We start from the raw sequence: 17,944 nt of genomic DNA, 5'->3' as shown, positions 1-17,944 counted from the left end.
GGGATCGCCGCTGGTCGGCACTTCACCCATCTTGTTGAGATCGGTCGCACGACGATCAAGACTGGGAATCCCGTCGGAACTTGATGCGACAGGACCTGAGAAGGTCCTTATACAGCAAGATGGGTCATGCGAGGCGGATTCTTCACCAAGCGTCAGCTTCAGCTCAGCTCCCCGGCGAGGCCAGCCTTCTTGACCAGGCGGCCCCATCGGGGGCTACGAGCGAAGGCCTGGGCGATAGCGACGCCGCTGGGCAAATCTCCGTCTGCCTGACAGTTCTGCTGCGCCCACCGCCAGGCCTCTCGCTGCAACGCCCGGCTGTTCCCGTTGAGCTCGACGGGCAGCTCGGTGCCTTCTTCCTGATCGTCTTGTTGCTCGACAGGGTCAGCTTCCGCGTCGGCAGCAGGAGCAGAGTTGAGGGCAGGCGGGTGTTGAGCCTCTGCCCGCTTTCCTGCGCAGCGGCGGATTTGGGACATCAAAAGCTCGTAGCTGCCGATCAGGGCCAGGGATGGCCAGGCGGCGATGATGCGGCCGATCAGGCTGGGCTCGGCTACGGCGACGTTCGCGCCGAGGCTGGCGAGGCTGCCGACCACGAGGAGGCTCCAGGCCAGGAGGCCGCCGCGGGAGCCGTACCGGTTGGCCAGGAGGATGGACATCGAGGCGACGACGATCAGGCCGTCAACGGCGAGCGGGATGAGCACCGCCGCCAGGTAGTCCTCACCGTGACGCAGGCAGAGTTCGTGCATGTGCCTGAACGAGACGACCGCGGCGATCGCTGCCAGTAGGAAAACACCTGCGATTGTCGTACGTTGGATGCGGCGTACCGCACGAGTGTTGTATGGTCCGGCCAAGGCTCAGCCCTCCCGACCAGGGAGAATGAGTGTGGTGGACGCCGCGAAGGGTATGTACGTATCGGCGGTGTCTCTCGGACACGCAACTACCCCATGGATTGTTGAAGCTGGAGCCCGGCCTACGGACCGGGCTTTGTGCTTTCGGCCGGGCGGATGTCCACCACGCCGGGACCACAGACGATCGCGATCGTGCTGGTCTTCAGGTATGGGCTGATCTTTTCGTGGTCGGTCAGGTTCAGGCGAGCAGCAAGGATGTCGAGGAGCCGGTCCTCGCGGATGTACAGGTTCCTGGGCTGATCAGGTGTCCGGGCCTTGGCGCTGGTGTGGCCGTGCCGGCACCGGTAGCCGGGCCGCTGGTTGGCCCAGTGCGCGTCCATGCGCCGCCCGCACAGCCCGCAGATGACCAGCCCGGACAACCGGTAGCGGCGAAGGTCGCCGTCCACGGTCGCCCGCGCGGCGCGTACGGCCTGCACGGCCACGAAGTCGGCCTCGCTCACCAGGGGTGGATGCACCTGACCGTCTGAAATGACCCAGTCGGAGTGGTCATTCCAGGATCGACTGCTCACCGAGTGCGGATCATGGTCGGTGCGCTGCCGGTTCCACACCTGACGGCCGGTGTAGCGGGGATTCTCCAGAATCGACGCCACGGTGCGTACCGTCCAGCCCTCCCCCGACCTGTGCGGGTTCCGCGCCCTGTCCGCTCGGGACGGGCACGGGATGCGCCGTTCGTTCAACTGCCGGGCGATCGCCGCGATGCTCCGCCCGGCCCGCCGCACCGTGAAGATCCACCTGACGACGGCGGCAGTGGCCGGGTCCGGTTCCAGCCGGTGCAGCCGGCGCCCCCAGCGGGCATGCGCCCGGTTCGGATGCGGGCCGGCGTCCGCCAGCCGATACCCGTACGGCGGACGGCCGCCCATGTACCGGCCCTGCACGGCCGCTTGCACCCGCATCGCGGCCAGCACCCGGTGGCGCGCCCGGACCACCTCGCGCTGTGCCTGCGCACCGAGCACGGCCATCAACGCCTGGTGGGTCGGGCTGCCCATCTCGACCGCGCCGGCCGCCTCGGGCAGCCACACCTGCACCCCGCGCTCTTCCAGCCACGGCAGCAACTCGTTGAGCTGATCGGCGAAGAACGCCCGCTCGTACTCGCCCACCACGATCGCGTCGAACGGGCGATCCGGCCCGCTGATGAGCTCCAACAGCTCGGCCGCCTTCGGACGGTCCTGCCATGGCACCCTCCGGGACACCCCGACGTCGAAGGTCTCCCCGTCCAAGCTGAACGTGCCCGACGAGACCGCGTGGTCGATCCGAGCGGTCACAGGACCACGACCGAGCGCAGCACGTCACCGTGATGCATCTTCTCGAACGCCGCCTCCACGTCACTGATCCCGATCTCCTCGGTCACGAACGCGTCCAGGTTGAGCCGCCCCTGCTGGTAGAGGTCGACCAGCATCGGGAAGTCCCGCGAGGGCAGGCAGTCGCCATACCAGGAGGACTTCAACGCCCCACCACGGCCGAACACGTCGATCAGCGGCAGGTCGGGCACCTTCATCTCCAGCGTCGGTACGCCGACCAGCACCACCGTCCCGGCGAGGTCACGGGCGTAGAACGCCTGCTTCCACGTCTCCGGCCGCCCGACCGCCTCGACGACCACGTCGGCGCCGTCGGCGCCACGGTAGGTCTGCGCGCAAATCCGCTTGATCTCCTCGACCGGGTCGGTCTGCGAGGAGTCGATGGTGTGTGTGGCACCCATCTTCTTCGCGGTCTCGAGCTTTTTCGAGTCGATGTCGACGGCGATGATCGGCGAGGCTCCGGCCAGCGCGGAGCCCGCGACCGCGGCGGCACCGACCCCACCGCAGCCGATGACGGCGACGGACTTCCCGCGGGTGACCGCGCCGGTGTTGATCGCCGCACCAAGGCCGGCCATCACCCCGCAGCCCAGCAAGCCCACGGCTGCTGGACGCGCCGACTGATCCACCTTGGTGCACTGCCCGGCAGCCACCAGGGTCTTCTCCGCGAACGCCCCGATTCCCAGCGCCGGGGTCAGCTCTGTGCCGGCGTCAGGGCCATCGGCAAGCGTCATCTTCTGGGTCGCGTTGTGGGTGGCGAAGCAGTACCACGGCTCCCCGCGGTCGCACGCCCGGCAGTCGCCGCACACCGCGCGCCAGTTCAGCACTACGAAGTCACCCGGTGCCACTGTGGTGACGCCTGGACCAACAGACTCGATCACACCCGCGGCCTCGTGGCCCAGCAGGAACGGGAAGTCGTCGTTGATCCCGCCCTCCCGGTAGTGCAGATCGGTGTGGCAGACCCCGCATGCCTGCACCTTCACCACCGCCTCACCCGGACCCGGGTTGGGGACGTTGATCGTGGCCAGCTCGACCGGGGCACCCTTCGCTCTGGCGACCACGGCTTGGACCTGCTGCATGTGTACCTACCTACTCCTTCGTAGCGGCTGTGAGAGTGTGGACGCCGACTCTGGTCAAGGCGGCGATCAGCTCGGCCCGGTCGGCGGCGACGCGGGTGTCGTCCCAGCCGCAGTGCTCGACCAGGGTCTTGACGACCTCGTCCACGAGGTCTTCCGAGACCAGGTCGAAGCGGACGACCATGCGGCGAAGGACTACGTCAGCCAACGAGCCGGCCAGCTCACGGTGTACCGCGTGTACGACCTCGCCGCGTACGAACGCGTCGTCTATCGGTTCGGCTAGCGCCTTGTCCTCCGCGACGACCGACCGCACTGACGCCGACAGCGCGCCGTAGCGGTCTACCACCGACTGGGCCACCTCGGGCGCGACACCGAGGTCGGCCCAAGCAGCGAGTTCGTGCTCGACCCGGGTCGGGGTCGTGGCACCCGGGAACGGCAACAGCGTTGTGGCGCACGGGGTGACCGGGCCGAGCCGCTGCTGGACGGCGTTAACCGCCTCCTCAGCCAGGCTGCGGTGAGTAGTTAGCTTGCCGCCTATGACGGAGATGACTTGGTTGTTGAACTCGGAATGTGCGTGCAGGTAGTGACGGCGAGTGATTGCCGTGGCTGCCTTGCCCTCGACGTACGGGAGCGGACGGACGCCGCAGTACTCGAAGAGGATGTCATCCTCGGTGATCCTCGCGGCAGGGAACAGCCGGTTGACCTGACGAACGAGGAGCGCGCGTTCCTCCGGGCTGACCGCAGGCTTGCGGTCGGGCGAGTCGTCGAGGTGGTCGGTCGATCCGATCAGCAGTACGCCGCGCCACGGGATGACCAGGAGCGGCTTGCCATCCTCGGTCTCGAAGTGGACCGTCTTGGTTGGCGCACCTTCGAAACGCGCGAGCGCGATGTGGCTGCCCCGAGTGCCGCCGATCAGACGCCTGCCGCTGCCGCCGAGCACCTCGTCGACCCACGGGCCGGCCGCGTTCACGACGACGGAGGCGGTGACCTTCGAGCCATCCGACAGCATGGCCCGTACGCCGTCCGAAGCATTTTCGAGCCCGGTCACCGAGCGGTGGGTGACGACCCGTGCCCCCAGGCGAATCGCATCGAGCGCGAGTTCGACGCATAGCCGCTCAGAGAGCTCGACCTGGCCGTCGGTGTAGCGGACCGCGCCCTTGAGCCCCTGGCGTCGCAGCCCCGGTACCTTCGCGATCGTCGCTCTCCGGCTCATCGGCCGGAACCATGACACGCTCTTGCGCCAGGACAGCAAGTCGTAGAGCACCATGCCGGCGGTGATGACCACCCGGTTGCGGGTGCTGTCTTCGAACACAGGGATGACCAGGTCCATCGGCTTCACCAGGTGCGGCGCCCGCTGGAAGAGCGTCTCGCGTTCCCGCAGGGACTCGTGCACCAGCGCCAGGTCGAGCTGCTCGAGGTAGCGCAGCCCGCCGTGGATCATTCGTGAGGACCAGTTCGAGGTCTCCGCGCCCAGGTCGTCACGCTCGATCAGGAGCACGTCGAGCCCGCGTGCCGCGGCGTCCCGTGTGATGGCCAACCCGTTGATGCCGCCGCCCACCACCAGGAGCTCCACTGAGGTCGGCAGGGAGTCCGTCATTGCACCACTCCTTCGACCGCGCGCCGCGCATCGGCCAGCGTCGCCCAGGTCGGGCGGGCCTGGTCGCGAAGCTCGTGAAACCGCTTGTACTCGATCTCGTAGAACGCCGAGGTCGCCGGGTCCGGGTAGTACAGCACCGACTCCGGAAGCGAGGACCGCGCGACCGTGTGCACCTCGCCGGCGCTGAGCGCGACCCGGGCCGCGACGTCGGCCCCGAGGGTGCCGAGTTCCACCCCGCCGAGCACGCGGATCGGCGTGCCCAGGACGTCGGCCAGCACCTGGCACAGCACCGGGCTGGCCGAGGCACCGCCGCAGACGGTCAACTGCGCGGGCGGCTCGTGCAGGGTCTCGACGCAGTGCCGCAGCGCGTACGCCAACCCCTCCACGTGCGCCCGGACCAGGTCGCCCCGAGTATGGTCGAGGGTCAGCCCGAGGACCGAACCGCGAGCCGTGGCATCGATGAACGGCGCCCGCTCCCCCGCCGGGGAGAAGTACGGCAGGACCCGGACGCCATGCGCGCCCGGCACCGAGCCGCCGGCTAGCTCGACGTACTCGCGTGCGGTGGCAATGTCGAGCAGCTCAGCGCCCCAGTTGAGGGTGTCGGTACCCGACAGCGTGCCCATCAGTTGCAGCCAGCGGCCGGGTACCGCCGTCGCCAATGTCATCCCCGCGGGCTCGCCGCTGGGGCTCGGGTGCTCTGTGACGCCCTCGACGATCAGCGTGGTGCCCAGGATCACCAGGGCGTCGCCGGGGTCGAGGACCGCGGCGCCCAGCGCCATGGCCACGCTGTCGAAGGGCCCGGCGACCACGGGTACGCCGGGGTCCACACCGAGGTCCCGAGCGGCCGCCTCGGTCAGGCCGCCGACGACCGGATGGCCGTCGAGCAGCCGTGGCCGCAGCCGGGCGGACCAGGTCAGCTCGTGGGTTCGCAGGAGTTCCTCGGAGATCGCACCGGTGTGCAGGTCGAGCCACGGGAGGCTGGCGTCCGACCGGTCCATGATCGCCTCGCCGCACAGTTTGTGGGCGAGCCACCCAGTGGCGAAGAGCGCGTAGCGGGCCCGGTCGACACGCGTCGGCTCGTTCTCGCGCAGCCACTGGAGGATCGCTCCCTGCGATCCGGCGAAGTGCGCGGAACCATTGATGCGGTAGGCGATGTCGGCCAGGCCAGACTCGGTCCATCGCTTTACGATGTCTGCGGCGCGGCCGTCGTTCCACAGGATCGCACGGCCCACGGACGCGCCGTCGGCATCGATGAGCCAGCAGCCGTCGCCCTGCCCGGTGCAGGACACCCGCTCGACCCGCCCCCCGACCGTCGCCAGGACCTCGGCTACGGCGGCACGCAGGCTGGCCCAGACGTCGTCGGTGTCGTACTCACAGTAGCCGGGCTGGGGCCGCCGCACTGGTGCGGCGGCGCGCGCTGCCGCCAGCAGCCGCCCCTCTGCGTCGTACGCGGCGGCCTTGACCATGCTCGTGCCGATGTCGAGGGCGAGGCCAATGCCTCCTCCGTGGCCCACCATCAGCCACCCACGCCCGGGTCACCCGGCTTGTCGGCGTGCTCCGGCAGGTCGGTTGGGATCGAGGAGCCCATGGCCCGGTCGAAGGCCACGGCCAGCGCGTTCCACTCGATGCGCTCGGCCAGGTCGATGGCCAGCTCAAGGCTGCGGTGCGCTACGAGCACGCCGTGTCGCGGGTAGAGCACCGCGCCGCCGCCGCGCGCGGCCATCGAGGGCTGGTCGGCCAGCAATTCGACGACCTTGTCAACGAACGGCGGGGTGGAGTAGCGGTAAGTGTCGTCCACGATGGGGATCGTCCCGTAGGCGAGCGCGGAGTCGATGACGGCCGGGATGGGCTCCATCCGAGCGGCGAACATGGTGGCGTACGGCGAATGGGTGTGGATCACGGCCTCGACCCCGTCCAGTTCCCGGATGAGCCGGGTGTGGCACTCGAACTCGACCGACAGCGGCCCGGTGCCGTCGACTATATTCCCGTCGAAGTCGGCGAGGATGAAGTCGTCGGGTGACATATGGCCGAGCTGGTTGCGGGTGGCGCCGCTGCGGGTGATGTAGACGGTGTTGTCGCCGGCACGGACCGTCATGTTCCCGCCCGCGAAGTTGGTGAGCTTGCGCTCGAACACCAGGTCGTAGACGCGCATCATGCGGCTGCGCAGATTGGTGCGGTCCGGCGACGGGAACTTACCGGTCTCGTTGTCGCACATCGTGCTTCCTCTCTCTGTTCTCTGTGTGGTGAGGGGGCTCTGTGTGGGTCAGGCTCGCCGGGCGCGGGCCCGGCCTAACGTGATCTCGCCGCGCTGCACCTTGTCGATGGTGACCGCGAGGATGATGACGGCTCCGACAGTGATCTGCTGGTAGAAGGCCGGGATCACAAGGATGGTCAGGCCGGCCTGGAGCGCGGAGATGAACACCGCGCCTATGACGGCGCCGACGACGCTGCCCTCGCCGCCGGAGAGGCTGGCGCCGCCTATGACGGACGCGGCGATCACGGGGAGCAGGAGGTCGGCCCCGGCCTGCGGATCGGCCGCGCCGAGCCGACCGACGGTGAGGAACGCGGCCAGCCCAGCGAGCACGCCGAGGAGGCAGTACGCCGCACCGACGTACAGCCCGACGCGGATCCCGGCCAACCGGGCCACCTCGGCGTTGCCGCCTGTGGCAATGCAGTACTCGCCGAATACAGTGCGGTTGAGGATGAACGACGCGATCGCGGTCACGACCACCAGGACCACCACTGCGGCGGGCAGCCCGAGGAAGCGGGAGTTGACCACGGCGTCGAGGTTGGTCGGGATATTGAAGATGGTGCGGCCGTTGGTCATTAGCAGGGCGATGCCGCTGAAGATGCTGAGGGTGCCGAGCGTGACGATCAGAGGGGTGATCTTGAGTGTCGTGGTGAGGACCCCGTTGACCAGGCCGGCGAGTGCGCCGACCAGCAGCGTCAGCAGCACCGCCGCGGCGAACGGCCAGCCGGCCTCGAGTGTGAGTCCCAACGCAGCGGCGCACAGACCGAGGTTCGAGCCAAAGCTGAGGTCGATGCCGGCGGTGATGATCACGAAAGTGACGCCAACGGCAAGGATGCCAGTGATCGAAGCCTGCTCGAGCACGTTGACCAGGTTCGACGGGTCCCAGTACGACGGCTGGATCAGCCCGACAACCACGACCAGCAACGCTAGCGCGAGGAGGATGCCGGCCTGGCGGGCCGCCAAGACGGAGCCGACCAGGCTGCGGCTCCGGCCTGGCGGGCTCGGCGATGGGCTCGCGTCCGTGCCAGTGTCGGTCACAGGTGATTGAGTGGGGATCATGTTGTGCTCCCGGTCGCGTGCGCGAGGATCTGTTCTTCGGTGACGTCTTGGCCCGACAGCTCGGCGACGACTGCGTGACCGCGCATGACCAGGACCCGGTCGGCCAAAGCCAGGACCTCGGGCATCTCGGAGGAGACGACGAGGAGGGCGGCGCCGCTTTCCAGCAGGGACTCCATGAGGCGGTAGATCTCGTCCTTGGCCCCGACGTCGACGCCGCGGGTCGGCTCGTCGAACAGATAGACCTTGCTGTTGGTCCGGCGCCATCGGGCAATGACGGCCTTCTGCTGGTTTCCTCCGCTGAGGTTCTTGACGGCCACGTCGGGCTTGCGTCGGAGCCCGACCTCGGCCACGCGGTCGGCGGTCTCGGCGCGCCGCTTCTTCATGTTGAGGACGCCGGCCCGCCGGGGCGGCTCGATGAGTGTGACGTTGCCGGCCAGGTCCAGGTTCATGGCAAGCCCCTGGCCCTTGCGGTCCTCGGTCAGGAATGCGATACCGGCGCGGATGGCGTGCCGTGGGCTGCGGGGAGGGACGGTCCGGCCGGCCACTGTGACCGTGCCCGCAGCGCCAGGGTCGGCGCCGAACACCGCCTGGAGCAGTTCGGTACGGCCCGACCCGACCATGCCAGCGATACACACCAGCTCACCCGCGCGCACAGCGAGGTCGACCGGCTCACCGTCCGAGGGCTGCAGCCGGTGCAACTCCAGGACGGCCGGGCCTGGCTCGCGAGGCTGCCGGGGCTGCACCTCGACCGACCGGCCGACCATGCTGCGGACCAGGTCTGCCTCGGTCCAGCCCATGCTCCGGTTGAAGGTGCCGGTGAGCTGGCCGTCGCGGAGCACGGTAATCGCGTCGACCCCGAGCGGCTCGAGCTCGGCGAGCCGGTGGGAGACGTAGATCAGGCACCGGCCCTCATCGCGCAACCCGCGGAGTACGGCGAGCAGGGGCTCTACCTCATGGGGTCCGAGGCTCGCGGTGGGCTCGTCGAGGATGATGACGCGCTGGTCGCGGTAGATGGCTCGCGCGATCTCAACCAACTGCTGGGTAGCCACGCCGACGTCACCGGCTTTACGAGTAACGTCGCCATGCCAGCCCAGCTTGGCCAGCGCGGCGGCCGCCTCCCGCTCTATGATGTCGATCGACATGACGCCGAACCGTGACGGCTCACGCCCAAGCACGACGTTCTTGGCGATGCTCAGCTGGGGCACGATGCTCAGCTCCTGGTGCACCATCGTGATGCCCAGCGCGTCCGCATCCCGAGGCGCCCCGAAGGCACGCTCGACGCCGTCGACCAGGATCTGGCCCTCGCTCTGTGGCTGCACGCCGCTGAGGATCTTCAGCAGGGTCGACTTGCCGGCACCGTTCTCTCCTAGCAGGGCGTGGATCTGCCCAGCCAGGAAGTCGACGGTGACGCCGTCTAGGGCCCGGACCCCGGGGAAGCTCCGACCGAGTCCTCTCAGCGAGAGAACCGGCGGCGCGTCCCCGGCGTCCGGGGACGGCTGCGGGCGAGAGGTCACGCCGAAGGCAGTTCGCATGATCCGGTGTCCTTCACGACACCTTGGTCGTCGAAGAAGGTGTCGACGTTGTCGCGCGTGATCAGGGTCGGCGCGCTCTCGAGCCAGGCCGGCACTTTGTTCCCGGACAGCTGCTGCAGCGCGGCCTCGACAGCCTTACAGCCCTGGTAGTAGGGGAAAGGCGTGTTGGTCGCCGACATCGCGCCGGAGCGGATCCGGTCGATAGCCGCCGGAATGGCGTCGGTGCCGACGACGCTGACGCCCTCGCCGGACACGCCGGACACGGCTTTCGCACTGCCCAGCGCCATCGTGTCGTTGGCTGCGTAGATGCCGACCGCGTCAGGATTGCGCTGCATCAACTGGCGAGTGACGTCGTAAGCGGTGTTCTGGTCCCAGTTGCCCACCCCGCTCGCCGCCAGGTTCAGACCCGCTTCCTTGGCACCCTCGGTGAAGCCCTTGGTGCGGTTCTCGCCCGCGACGGAGCCAGCCTGGCCCTCGACGTGGAGGACGGGGGCACCGGCGGGCAGGTTCTTGCCAAGGAACTCGGCGGCCTGACGACCTACGGAGATCTCATCCGCGCCGACGTAGGTAGTGGCCTTGACATTGGGCTCGATGACGTCGATCAGCGGCTTGCACTTCTCGCTGATCGAGCGGATCGCCGGAGCTAGGTTCACGTCGGTCACCGGCGCGATGACATAGGCGTCGTAGTCCTGGTTGACCATCGTCTGCGCGATGGTGAGCTGCTCGCTCTCCGACGCCTCGTCCTTGGCGGCTTGGACCACCACCTCGACGCCATGGATCTTCCCTGCCGCCTCGGCGCCGCGCTTGACCTCCGACCAGTACTGGTTGGACAGCGTCTTCAGGACGACGGCCACCTTCGTGCCCTTATCAACGTCGATCTTCCCGACTTTGTCGAGGTCCGCGTAGGACAGCTTGTCGCTCGAGTCGGAGCCCACAGAGTACTTCAGGTCGCATCCAGCCGCGTTCGACACCTCTGTGCCGGAGGTGCACGCGCTGACCGCGAGCGGTGCCAGTAGGACCAACAACGCGCCACTACGGTGACGTCGACGAGCTCCGCGCAGCTTCATCGTCTGCTCCTTCACGCCAATCAGAAACTTGAGTGCTGAACGTAGCGGTCATCACATGCAACGTCAACGGTCCTCCATTCAACTGAGCTGGAAACAGTCGCTCCTGGTGGTCGACGGACAGTGGGATCTTGTCTATGATTCCCTCAGTTTCTTGAATATTGGTCCGGCAAGATGAGGTACCGATGACCACCGACACGTCTCTGACGAAGAACGACCCGACCTTTCAGGAGCTGCTGCAGCAGCTCGCGATCGTGGTCAGCCCCGAACGGGTGAGCGCGGCGGATGATGTGCTTGACGGCCGCTCGCACGACACCTGGCCAGTCGCCACAACCTGGGCAAAGCTCGGCCGCCACCCGCACCGGCCCGACCTCGTAGTCTGGGCGCAGAGCGAGGCGGAGGTCGTGGCCGTCCTCCGCCTGGCCAGCCAGGCGGGCGTGCCGGTCACGCCGTGGGCGCTTGGCTCCTCCGTCACCGGTCAGCCCCTTCCCCTCGCGGGTGGCGTGGTGCTCGACGTATCGGGCCTCACGGGGGATCCCGAGCTCGACCCAGTTGACGGCATCGTGACGGCCCCGGCTGGCGTCCGCGGCTCCGACCTGGAGGCCTGGCTTGGGGAGCGCGGGCTCACGCTTCGTCACTCACCCCAGTCGCTGGCCCGCTCGTCCATCGGAGGCTGGGTAGCCACTCGCGCCACCGGGCAGTTCTCCTCTCGGTACGGGGGGATCGAAGAGCTGGTCGTCGGCTACCGGGTGGTTCTCGCCGACGGCACAACCGCCGAAGTCGGCGAGAGCCCGCGGGCGGCCATGGGCCCGTCGCTCAAGCAGCTCTTCATCGGGAGCGAGGGCACCCTGGGCGTCATCACCCAGGTCAGCCTCAAGGTCTTCGAGCTCCCTGCCCTCGAGATCCGCGAGGCGTTCGCGTTCCCCGACGTCGTCCACGCACTGACCGCGATGCGGCAGGGGACGCAGCGTGGTCTGCGACCGCACGTGATGCGACTGTACGACGCGGACGAGGCTCGACATGCCGCTCCCGACGCCCCGGTGGGTCAGGCAGTCCTGTTCCTCGGACATGAGGGGATCTCGGAGGTGGCCAGCGCTGAGCACGCGGCGTTCAAGGACCTGCTGGTCCAGGCCAGTGGCGTCTCCCTGGGCTCGGCGCCAGTCGACGCCTGGATGGGCCGCCGCTATGACTTCTCCACCGTGGAGAACCTGCTGGCCACCCCAGGCGGTTACGCCGAGACCATCGAGGTGGCCAACAGTTGGTCACGCATCGAGCCGATGTACCGGGCGCTCCGCGAGGCGCTCTCGCCGCTGGCCGACGAGGTGCTGGGCCACTTCTCGCACGTCTACCACGACGGCGTATCGCTCTACGTGATTCTCCTGGGCCGCGCCATCGACGACGAGACCGCCCTGGAGCGGCTCGAGCAGATCTGGATTCGGGCGATGGAGGTCGTGATCGCTCACGGGGGCGAGGTCTCCCACCACCATGGCGGCGGGCTGGCCCGCGCTCCTTGGGCCCGGCAGAGCCTGGGTAGCGGGTTCGAACTCCTCGAGCGGCTCAAGGACGCCCTGGACCCGCAGGGCCTCCTCAACCCGGGCAAGCTCGGTCTCGCGGCACCGGCGTCGGTGTAGAGGTTGGACGACTCGGCATGCAGTGGGACAGAATTTGGTCCATGTCCAACCCCAACGACGTCGAGCCGACGGGAGTGATCGCAGCGCGGCAGCAACTCGCGCGCATCCTGCTCGAGCGTGAGGTCGGACAGCGGCTGCCGTCCACGCAGTTGCTCCAACAGGAGACGGGGCTGGGCGCCGGCACCGTGGTGAAGGCACTGCGCGAGTTGCAGTCGCTCAAAGCCGCGACGCTCAAGGCACGCGGGCACCAGGGCACCACCATCGAGGCGCGACATGTAGGCCGACTGTGGTCGGCCGCCGGGTTGGGGACATTCGTCCTGGTCCTCCCGCCGCCCGGTCCCATCGAGCAGCAGGCCACGCACACCGCGGTCCGCACCGCACTCTCAAAGATCTTGATCGCCTCGCAGGTCGAGTATCTGCGCGGCGCGGCCCGCCGCCTGGAGGAGGTCTACCAAGGGCGGGCCAACGCGGCGCTGATGTCCGCAGGCGCCTATCGACACCTGCTTGGAACGCGCCCCGGCATCGTCGGCGTGAACCTCGGGCCGGGCAGCTACTACGCCGACCGCAGCCTGGTCCTGGTCCGTCGGGCCGGTGTTGAGCTCGGCCCTATACCCCGGGTGGCCATCGACCGCTCCTCAGTCGATCACACGACCATCACTGAGGCGACGTTCGGCGACATCAAGACCGAGCCGGTCGACTGCCCGTTCATCGAGGTTCCTGCCCGCGTCCTTGCCGGAGAGGTCGACACCGGGATCTGGCACGCGATGCCGACCGTGATCCCACCTCACCTGGCCGGCCTTGAGCTCACCCCACTGGAGGACCTCGGCGTGCAACTGCCCCACGAGGACCTGCACGCGGTCATCGTCAGTATGGGCGTCGACGCCGCGACGAACGCCGCGCTGCGCGAGTTGCGGCCCGGCGAGGTGCAAAAGCGCTACCGCGAGCTGATGGCCAACCTTGACCTAGCCTCGATGTCCGACCTCACTTGGCCGCGCTGACCGGCGCGGCTGACGCCTCAGGGGCTGCGAGGTGGCCTCGCCTTTGGTGAGGGGCGATCGGCCGCATCCCTCGAGGCGTACGTGGAGGGACACAACCTAGCCGAGGCCGTACGAGACGGACTCCTCTAGCTAGGCGTTGACACCCGGCGGCGCATCGCCGTCGCGTTGCTGGTCGACGAAATACCGGTCGACGTGCTGGCGGAGTGGCTCGGGACCAACCGCCGCGCACTATACAAGACATTGCACGACGCCCGTAAACGACTGCGGGCCCACCTGTCCGCCCAGGGCTTTCTGCCGGCACGAACCACGAAGGGGGTGAACCGATGACGAAATGTGAACCGCTGAGCCCGAGGCCGTCGAACGCCTGATCGCAGCCGCCGAACCCTGGCTGTCCTGCGACGACTGCTCGGGCAGATCGATGCCGTCATCGACAAGACGGTCGGTTCGACTACGTCTATGAGCGAGGAGCTCCGAGTTGACCTGTCGGTGTGCGCGACAGCTGCGAGGAAGCGCGATGGCTGGCGGCTCTGGTGGCCGAGGAACACGGCCTGTCCCTGACCGACGTCGTCGCGCGACTGGACGCCTTGATGCATTCGGTAAGTCATTGAAGGTTCCCCTGACAACCCGGCCATGCCGCCAGCGGGGCTCGCGCTGAACCTTGCTCCATTTCAGCTCAGCTCGCCAGTGAGGCCGGCCTTCTTGACCAGGCGGCCCCAGCGGGGGCTACGGGCGAAGGCCCGGGCGATGGTCACGCCGCTGGGCAGATCTCCGTCCTCCTGACGATTCTGCTGTGCCCACCGCCAGGCCTCTCGCTGCAGCGCCCGACCGCTCCCGTTGTGCTCAGCAGGGAGTTTGGCGTCTTCCTCCTGATCGCCTTGTGGCTCGCCAGGGACAGCTTCCGCGTCGGCGACAGGATTAGCTCGGAGGGCCGGGAAATCTTCAGACTCTGCTCGTCCTTCCGCGCAGCGGCGGATTTGGGACATCAGGAGTTCGTAGCTGCCGATCAGAGCCAGGGATGGCCAGGCGGCGATGATGCGTCCGATCAGGCTGGGCTCGGCGACGGCGACGTTCGCGCCGAGGCTGGCCAGACTGCCGACCACGAGGAGGCTCCAGGCCAGGAGGCCGCCGCGGGAGCCGTACCGGTTGGCCAGGAGGATGGACATCGAGGCGACGACGATCAGGCCGTCAACGGCGAGCGGGATGAGCACCGCCGCCAGGTGGTCCTCACCATGGCGCAGGCACAGCTCGTGCATGTGCCGGAATGAGACGACCGCGGCGATCGCGGCCAGTAGGAAAACACCTGCGATCGTCGTACGTTGAATGCGGCGTACCGCGCGAGTGTCGTATGGTCCGACCAAGGCTCAGCGCTCCCGACCAGGGAGAACGAGTGTGGTGGACGCCGCGAAGGGTATGTACGTATCGGCGGTGTCTCCCCTCGGACACGAACCTTTTCACTATGTGAGGGCTGAGATTCACCTCGGCTCTCACTTTTGCTTTGCCGGGATGGTACGTCAGCCGCAGGCCCAGGCGCTGGTAGACCTCGCTCTTCCGGTCTGTGGGGACTTCGGCGATGGCCGTCGCCACGTCGCCGATCTCAGAGAGCAGGGCGGCGATCTCTTCCCTGGACATGCGGGCGCGCGCGTACGGCTGCGCGTGGGATGCACGCGCCGCGACTTTCGATCTCGCTGCCAGAGGTGCCGCAAGGAGGTGCCAGAGGGTTCCACGATCTTCCTGCCAGACACCGTGGCACCCCTTATGACCTGGTAACCCTCCCCCAGCCCCCGCCTTCTGGCACCCGCCAGGGGTGCCGGACGATCATCAGGTGTTGGCGCGCACGATCCACACCGACACGTGATCATCGCCGTACGTGTAGCGCAGCGTGAACGAGTCCGCGACGATCTCGAACGCGGTCGGGATGCTGCCGTACGGCCGCGCGCCAAGCGGCTCGGGAGTGTCCGCCAGGTCCTCGATCGTGCGCAAGACCCGGGCGCGCAGGTTCGGGGGAAGCGCCGCGATCTCCTCGACGACCGCGCCGAGGTGGATCGCCCGCTTCATAGCTCCTGGCCGTCTCGGGTCACGCCGAAGTGGCGGAACATGTCGTCAGCGTCGGTGAAGGACAGCGCGGGCGTCTCCCCGCGCTCGGCCTTGGCTATGCGCTCCTTGAACTCCACCACCTCGGCTTGCTCGCGCAGGCGCCGGAACTCGGCGTAGTCGTCTTCGCTGATGAGGACGGCGTTCTCCTCGGCCGAGCGGCTGATCCTGACGGGGGTATGGGCGTGCACGGCGCGGGACACCAGCGTGCCGAGGCGCTTGCGGGCCTCGACGATCCCAATCTGTTCAATCTCCATGTGTCCACACTAGTTGATGTGTCCAATCTGTACACCGGTCTGACGGGACGCGCGGTCGCTTTCGGCTTGGGCACCTCCATGGGTCGGCGTGCTCGGCCGCCCTCGCGACCCCGGCCGTACCCGCGTCCGACCACCCGTCTCCGGTCCGACCTCCATGGCCCTACGCCCGAACGGCCGACCTCCATGGCCTACCGAACGCGGGGGCCGGTCCGCCGGCACACCGTACTCCGTCCCGGGACACTCTCGGCGAGGCGTCCCAGGCGGCATACCCCGCGCTCGCGGATCGAAGGTCGCGGTCTCACTGGTCGCCTTCTACGCCGACTGCCACCACCAGGTCCTCCCCGTGACGGCGGGAAACCGGATCACCCTCACCTACAACCTGCTCCTGACCGGAGACAGCGGCGCCGCAGCCCAGGACACGCTGACAGGCGACCTCGCGGCCTGTCTCGACGAGCACTTCGCGACTCCGGTCACCCTCTCCTACGGAAGAGGTCAGGCCGGCCCGCCGATCCGGCTGGCGTACCTGCTCGATCACGAGTACACCGCCCGGGGATTGAGCTGGTCCCGGATGAAGGGCTCCGACGCCGCCCGGGCCGCGCTGCTGCGGGCCGCAGCAGACCGGGCGGGTTGTGAGGTGACGCTGGCCCTTGCGGAGATTCAGGAAACCTGGAACGCCTACGGCTCCGACGACGAGGATTCCTGGTACGACGACCGCTATGACGACGAAGACGACTATGACGAAGACGACTTCGCGGAGGAGGACTCCGACAGCACAGACGATGAGCAGTACGTCCTTCAGGACCTGATCGATTCCTCCATCACGCTCGCCCACACTGGGTCAGCCCGGAAGGAAAACGGCCCGAGGAGATCTCGCTGACCATCAGCGACGCGGAGGTGGCCGCGACGACCCCGACGGCCAACCTCACACCCCACACCTCCCAGTACGAGGGCTGCATGGGCAACTACGGCAACACCCTGGACCGCTGGTACCGGCGGGCGGCGCTGGTCATCTGGCCCCGCAGCCGGGACTTCGCCAGCAGAGCCCAGGCCTCCTCAGCCTGGGCGATGGACGCGCTCGGCGAGATGATCCGTGCTGGACAGGTCATCGAGGCCCGCGAGGCGGCGCAGTCACTGGAACCGTTCTGGAACGCCTCGGTCCGTTCCGCCCCGCAGACCGATCTCCTCGGCAGGACACTGGAAACCGCCAAGGGAGTGGACGACGCGGAGGCGGCGGCCATGCTCCTGCGTCCGTTCCAGCTGGAGCAACTGACGCCCGGCCACGCCCCCGCGCTCGCCGCCCTGGCCGCGCACTACGGCGACAGCTGGATCGCCGGCCTGCTGCGCGACTGGTCCGCCGCGTGGCGGGCGGGAGGCTACGGCCATGCCCCGGAGCGGCTGGAATGGCTCACGGGTCTCCCCCGGCTGTGCACAACGTTGTCGGCCGCGGGGAGCGGAGGAAACGCGACCGCCTGCCGCATCCTGGACCTGTCGTGGACATGCCTGGCGGACGGGGTCCGTCCCATGCTCACCGGGCAGTCCACCAGCAGACTGGACACCTGGCTGACCGGCCTCGGCGGGCCGCTCGCCGGGATCACCGTGGCCGCCGCCCAGACCGGATCGGCCGGCGTGCTGGCCGATGTCGTCAAGCTCGGGCAGGCCAGCGGCGATCAGGTGATCTCGCTGGTGATGGCCGCGCTGCGAGCCGCGGGACCACACAGAGAAGGCTTCGGCGAGCTGGCCCTCGGCTGCGCCGAACGGATCCGGGGGGTGCTCGCCCGTCCGCGGCGTGCGTCCGGCGACTGGTCGATCGAACTGCCCGCCGGTTGCACGTGTGATCTGTGCGGGACGCTCGGCGCGTTCCTCCGCGACCCGCAACGGCGTGCCTTCGAGTGGCCGCTCGCCAAGGAGAAGCGACGGCATGTCCACTCCCGGATCGACAGCGCCGAACTGCCGGTCCGCCACGAGACCAGACGACAGGGCCGGCCGTACACCCTGGTACTGACCAAGACCGATGCACTCTTCGAACGAGAGCGCCTCACCCGCGAACGCGGCGAAGCCGACCTGGCCTGGCTCGCGAAGAACTGGAAGGTTCCTCTCTGATCCGGCCATACACAGCACAACCGCTGCCCGTGGCCGATGGCAGCCGGACGTCGTGAGGAAGGCAGCCCGAACGAGCACGGCAGGCCCGGAA

16 protein-coding genes are annotated in these 17,944 nt (G+C 68.3%); 4 read left to right on the top strand and 12 right to left on the bottom strand.

Annotated features, from left to right (window positions below; translation table 11 throughout):
- Positions 1 to 158: 158 nt before the first annotated feature.
- The 9 genes from ACFHYQ_RS04920 to ACFHYQ_RS04880 all read right to left on the bottom strand — a co-directional run bounded on the left by ACFHYQ_RS04920 (position 159) and on the right by ACFHYQ_RS04880 (position 10,779).
- Entirely contained in the window at positions 159 to 848 is a 690-nt protein-coding gene (locus ACFHYQ_RS04920) for a DUF2637 domain-containing protein (protein WP_394299864.1), read from the bottom strand.
- Between the two features lie 119 nt (positions 849 to 967).
- The gene (locus tag ACFHYQ_RS04915) at positions 968 to 2,167 is read right to left on the bottom strand and encodes a recombinase family protein (RefSeq protein WP_394299863.1); all 1,200 of its coding nucleotides are present in this window, start codon (positions 2,165 to 2,167) and stop codon (positions 968 to 970) included.
- On the bottom strand, positions 2,164 to 3,276 hold the full coding sequence (locus ACFHYQ_RS04910; RefSeq protein ID WP_394299862.1) for an S-(hydroxymethyl)mycothiol dehydrogenase: 1,113 nt from the start codon (positions 3,274 to 3,276) through the stop codon (positions 2,164 to 2,166). The genes ACFHYQ_RS04915 and ACFHYQ_RS04910 overlap by 4 nt, the downstream gene beginning before the upstream one ends.
- A gap of 10 nt (positions 3,277 to 3,286) precedes the next feature.
- Positions 3,287 to 4,870: a glycerol-3-phosphate dehydrogenase/oxidase gene (locus tag ACFHYQ_RS04905; protein WP_394299861.1), complete on the bottom strand. Its 1,584-nt coding sequence runs from the start codon at positions 4,868 to 4,870 to the stop codon at positions 3,287 to 3,289.
- Positions 4,867 to 6,387: an FGGY family carbohydrate kinase gene (locus ACFHYQ_RS04900; RefSeq protein ID WP_394299860.1), complete on the bottom strand. Its 1,521-nt coding sequence runs from the start codon at positions 6,385 to 6,387 to the stop codon at positions 4,867 to 4,869. Before ACFHYQ_RS04900 ends, ACFHYQ_RS04905 begins: the two co-directional genes overlap by 4 nt.
- A complete protein-coding gene (locus tag ACFHYQ_RS04895; RefSeq protein WP_394299859.1) occupies positions 6,387 to 7,085 on the bottom strand; it encodes a class II aldolase/adducin family protein in 699 nt (232 codons plus the stop codon). Before ACFHYQ_RS04895 ends, ACFHYQ_RS04900 begins: the two co-directional genes overlap by 1 nt.
- A gap of 48 nt (positions 7,086 to 7,133) precedes the next feature.
- Positions 7,134 to 8,084: an ABC transporter permease gene (locus tag ACFHYQ_RS04890; protein WP_394299858.1), complete on the bottom strand. Its 951-nt coding sequence runs from the start codon at positions 8,082 to 8,084 to the stop codon at positions 7,134 to 7,136.
- A 92-nt stretch (positions 8,085 to 8,176) separates the two neighbouring features.
- Positions 8,177 to 9,712 (bottom strand): sugar ABC transporter ATP-binding protein, encoded by a 1,536-nt coding sequence (locus ACFHYQ_RS04885; RefSeq protein WP_394299857.1) that lies wholly within the window; start codon positions 9,710 to 9,712, stop codon positions 8,177 to 8,179.
- On the bottom strand, positions 9,691 to 10,779 hold the full coding sequence (locus ACFHYQ_RS04880; protein WP_394299856.1) for a substrate-binding domain-containing protein: 1,089 nt from the start codon (positions 10,777 to 10,779) through the stop codon (positions 9,691 to 9,693). The genes ACFHYQ_RS04885 and ACFHYQ_RS04880 overlap by 22 nt, the downstream gene beginning before the upstream one ends.
- 182 nt (positions 10,780 to 10,961) lie before the next feature.
- Between ACFHYQ_RS04880 and ACFHYQ_RS04875 the strand changes: the two genes are divergently transcribed.
- Together ACFHYQ_RS04875 and ACFHYQ_RS04870 are read left to right on the top strand one after the other, a co-directional pair.
- A complete protein-coding gene (locus ACFHYQ_RS04875; RefSeq protein WP_394299855.1) occupies positions 10,962 to 12,407 on the top strand; it encodes an FAD-binding oxidoreductase in 1,446 nt (481 codons plus the stop codon).
- 41 nt (positions 12,408 to 12,448) lie between these two features.
- Positions 12,449 to 13,405, top strand: coding sequence for a YhfZ family protein (locus tag ACFHYQ_RS04870; RefSeq protein WP_394299854.1), 957 nt, complete (start codon positions 12,449 to 12,451; stop codon positions 13,403 to 13,405).
- 668 nt (positions 13,406 to 14,073) lie between these two features.
- Here the strand turns inward: ACFHYQ_RS04870 and ACFHYQ_RS04865 are convergent.
- From ACFHYQ_RS04865 to ACFHYQ_RS04855, 3 genes are all read right to left on the bottom strand, one after another.
- Positions 14,074 to 14,763, bottom strand: a complete 690-nt coding sequence (locus tag ACFHYQ_RS04865) for a DUF2637 domain-containing protein (RefSeq protein WP_394299853.1) — start codon at positions 14,761 to 14,763, stop codon at positions 14,074 to 14,076.
- A gap of 460 nt (positions 14,764 to 15,223) precedes the next feature.
- Positions 15,224 to 15,460: a hypothetical protein gene (locus ACFHYQ_RS04860; RefSeq protein ID WP_394299852.1), complete on the bottom strand. Its 237-nt coding sequence runs from the start codon at positions 15,458 to 15,460 to the stop codon at positions 15,224 to 15,226.
- Positions 15,457 to 15,753: a type II toxin-antitoxin system Phd/YefM family antitoxin gene (locus ACFHYQ_RS04855; protein ID WP_394299851.1), complete on the bottom strand. Its 297-nt coding sequence runs from the start codon at positions 15,751 to 15,753 to the stop codon at positions 15,457 to 15,459. Before ACFHYQ_RS04855 ends, ACFHYQ_RS04860 begins: the two co-directional genes overlap by 4 nt.
- Positions 15,754 to 16,096: 343 nt before the next feature.
- On the opposite strand from ACFHYQ_RS04855, the gene ACFHYQ_RS04850 reads away from it, so the two are divergent.
- Complete coding sequence (locus ACFHYQ_RS04850; RefSeq protein WP_394299850.1) at positions 16,097 to 16,630, top strand: hypothetical protein; 534 nt, start codon at positions 16,097 to 16,099, stop codon at positions 16,628 to 16,630.
- Positions 16,631 to 16,647: 17 nt separating this feature from the next.
- Positions 16,648 to 17,853 carry a hypothetical protein gene (locus ACFHYQ_RS04845; RefSeq protein WP_394299849.1) on the top strand — a complete coding sequence of 402 codons (1,206 nt, stop codon included), beginning with the start codon at positions 16,648 to 16,650 and terminating at the stop codon, positions 17,851 to 17,853.
- Positions 17,854 to 17,944: the final 91 nt, after the last annotated feature.

The sequence above is a fragment of the Sphaerimonospora cavernae genome (genome assembly GCF_042435035.1).
Taxonomy (GTDB): Bacteria; Actinomycetota; Actinomycetes; order Streptosporangiales; family Streptosporangiaceae; genus Sphaerimonospora; species Sphaerimonospora cavernae.
The sequence above is the reverse complement of the archived record's forward strand: the minus strand, read 5'-3'. Positions and strand labels throughout refer to the sequence as shown.

Excerpts from the sequence above, each read along its gene's own strand:
- ACFHYQ_RS04910 (WP_394299862.1), bottom strand. The coding sequence starts at position 3,276 with ATGCAGCAGGTCCAAGCCGTGGTCGCCAGAGCGAAGGGTGCCCCGGTC.
- ACFHYQ_RS04905 (WP_394299861.1), bottom strand. The coding sequence starts at position 4,870 with ATGACGGACTCCCTGCCGACCTCAGTGGAGCTCCTGGTGGTGGGCGGC.
- ACFHYQ_RS04900 (WP_394299860.1), bottom strand. The coding sequence starts at position 6,387 with ATGGTGGGCCACGGAGGAGGCATTGGCCTCGCCCTCGACATCGGCACG.
- ACFHYQ_RS04895 (WP_394299859.1), bottom strand. The coding sequence starts at position 7,085 with ATGTGCGACAACGAGACCGGTAAGTTCCCGTCGCCGGACCGCACCAAT.
- ACFHYQ_RS04885 (WP_394299857.1), bottom strand. The coding sequence starts at position 9,712 with ATGCGAACTGCCTTCGGCGTGACCTCTCGCCCGCAGCCGTCCCCGGAC.
- ACFHYQ_RS04880 (WP_394299856.1), bottom strand. The coding sequence starts at position 10,779 with ATGAAGCTGCGCGGAGCTCGTCGACGTCACCGTAGTGGCGCGTTGTTG.
- ACFHYQ_RS04875 (WP_394299855.1), top strand. The coding sequence starts at position 10,962 with ATGACCACCGACACGTCTCTGACGAAGAACGACCCGACCTTTCAGGAG.
- ACFHYQ_RS04870 (WP_394299854.1), top strand. The coding sequence starts at position 12,449 with ATGTCCAACCCCAACGACGTCGAGCCGACGGGAGTGATCGCAGCGCGG.
- ACFHYQ_RS04860 (WP_394299852.1), bottom strand. The coding sequence starts at position 15,460 with ATGAAGCGGGCGATCCACCTCGGCGCGGTCGTCGAGGAGATCGCGGCG.
- ACFHYQ_RS04855 (WP_394299851.1), bottom strand. The coding sequence starts at position 15,753 with ATGGAGATTGAACAGATTGGGATCGTCGAGGCCCGCAAGCGCCTCGGC.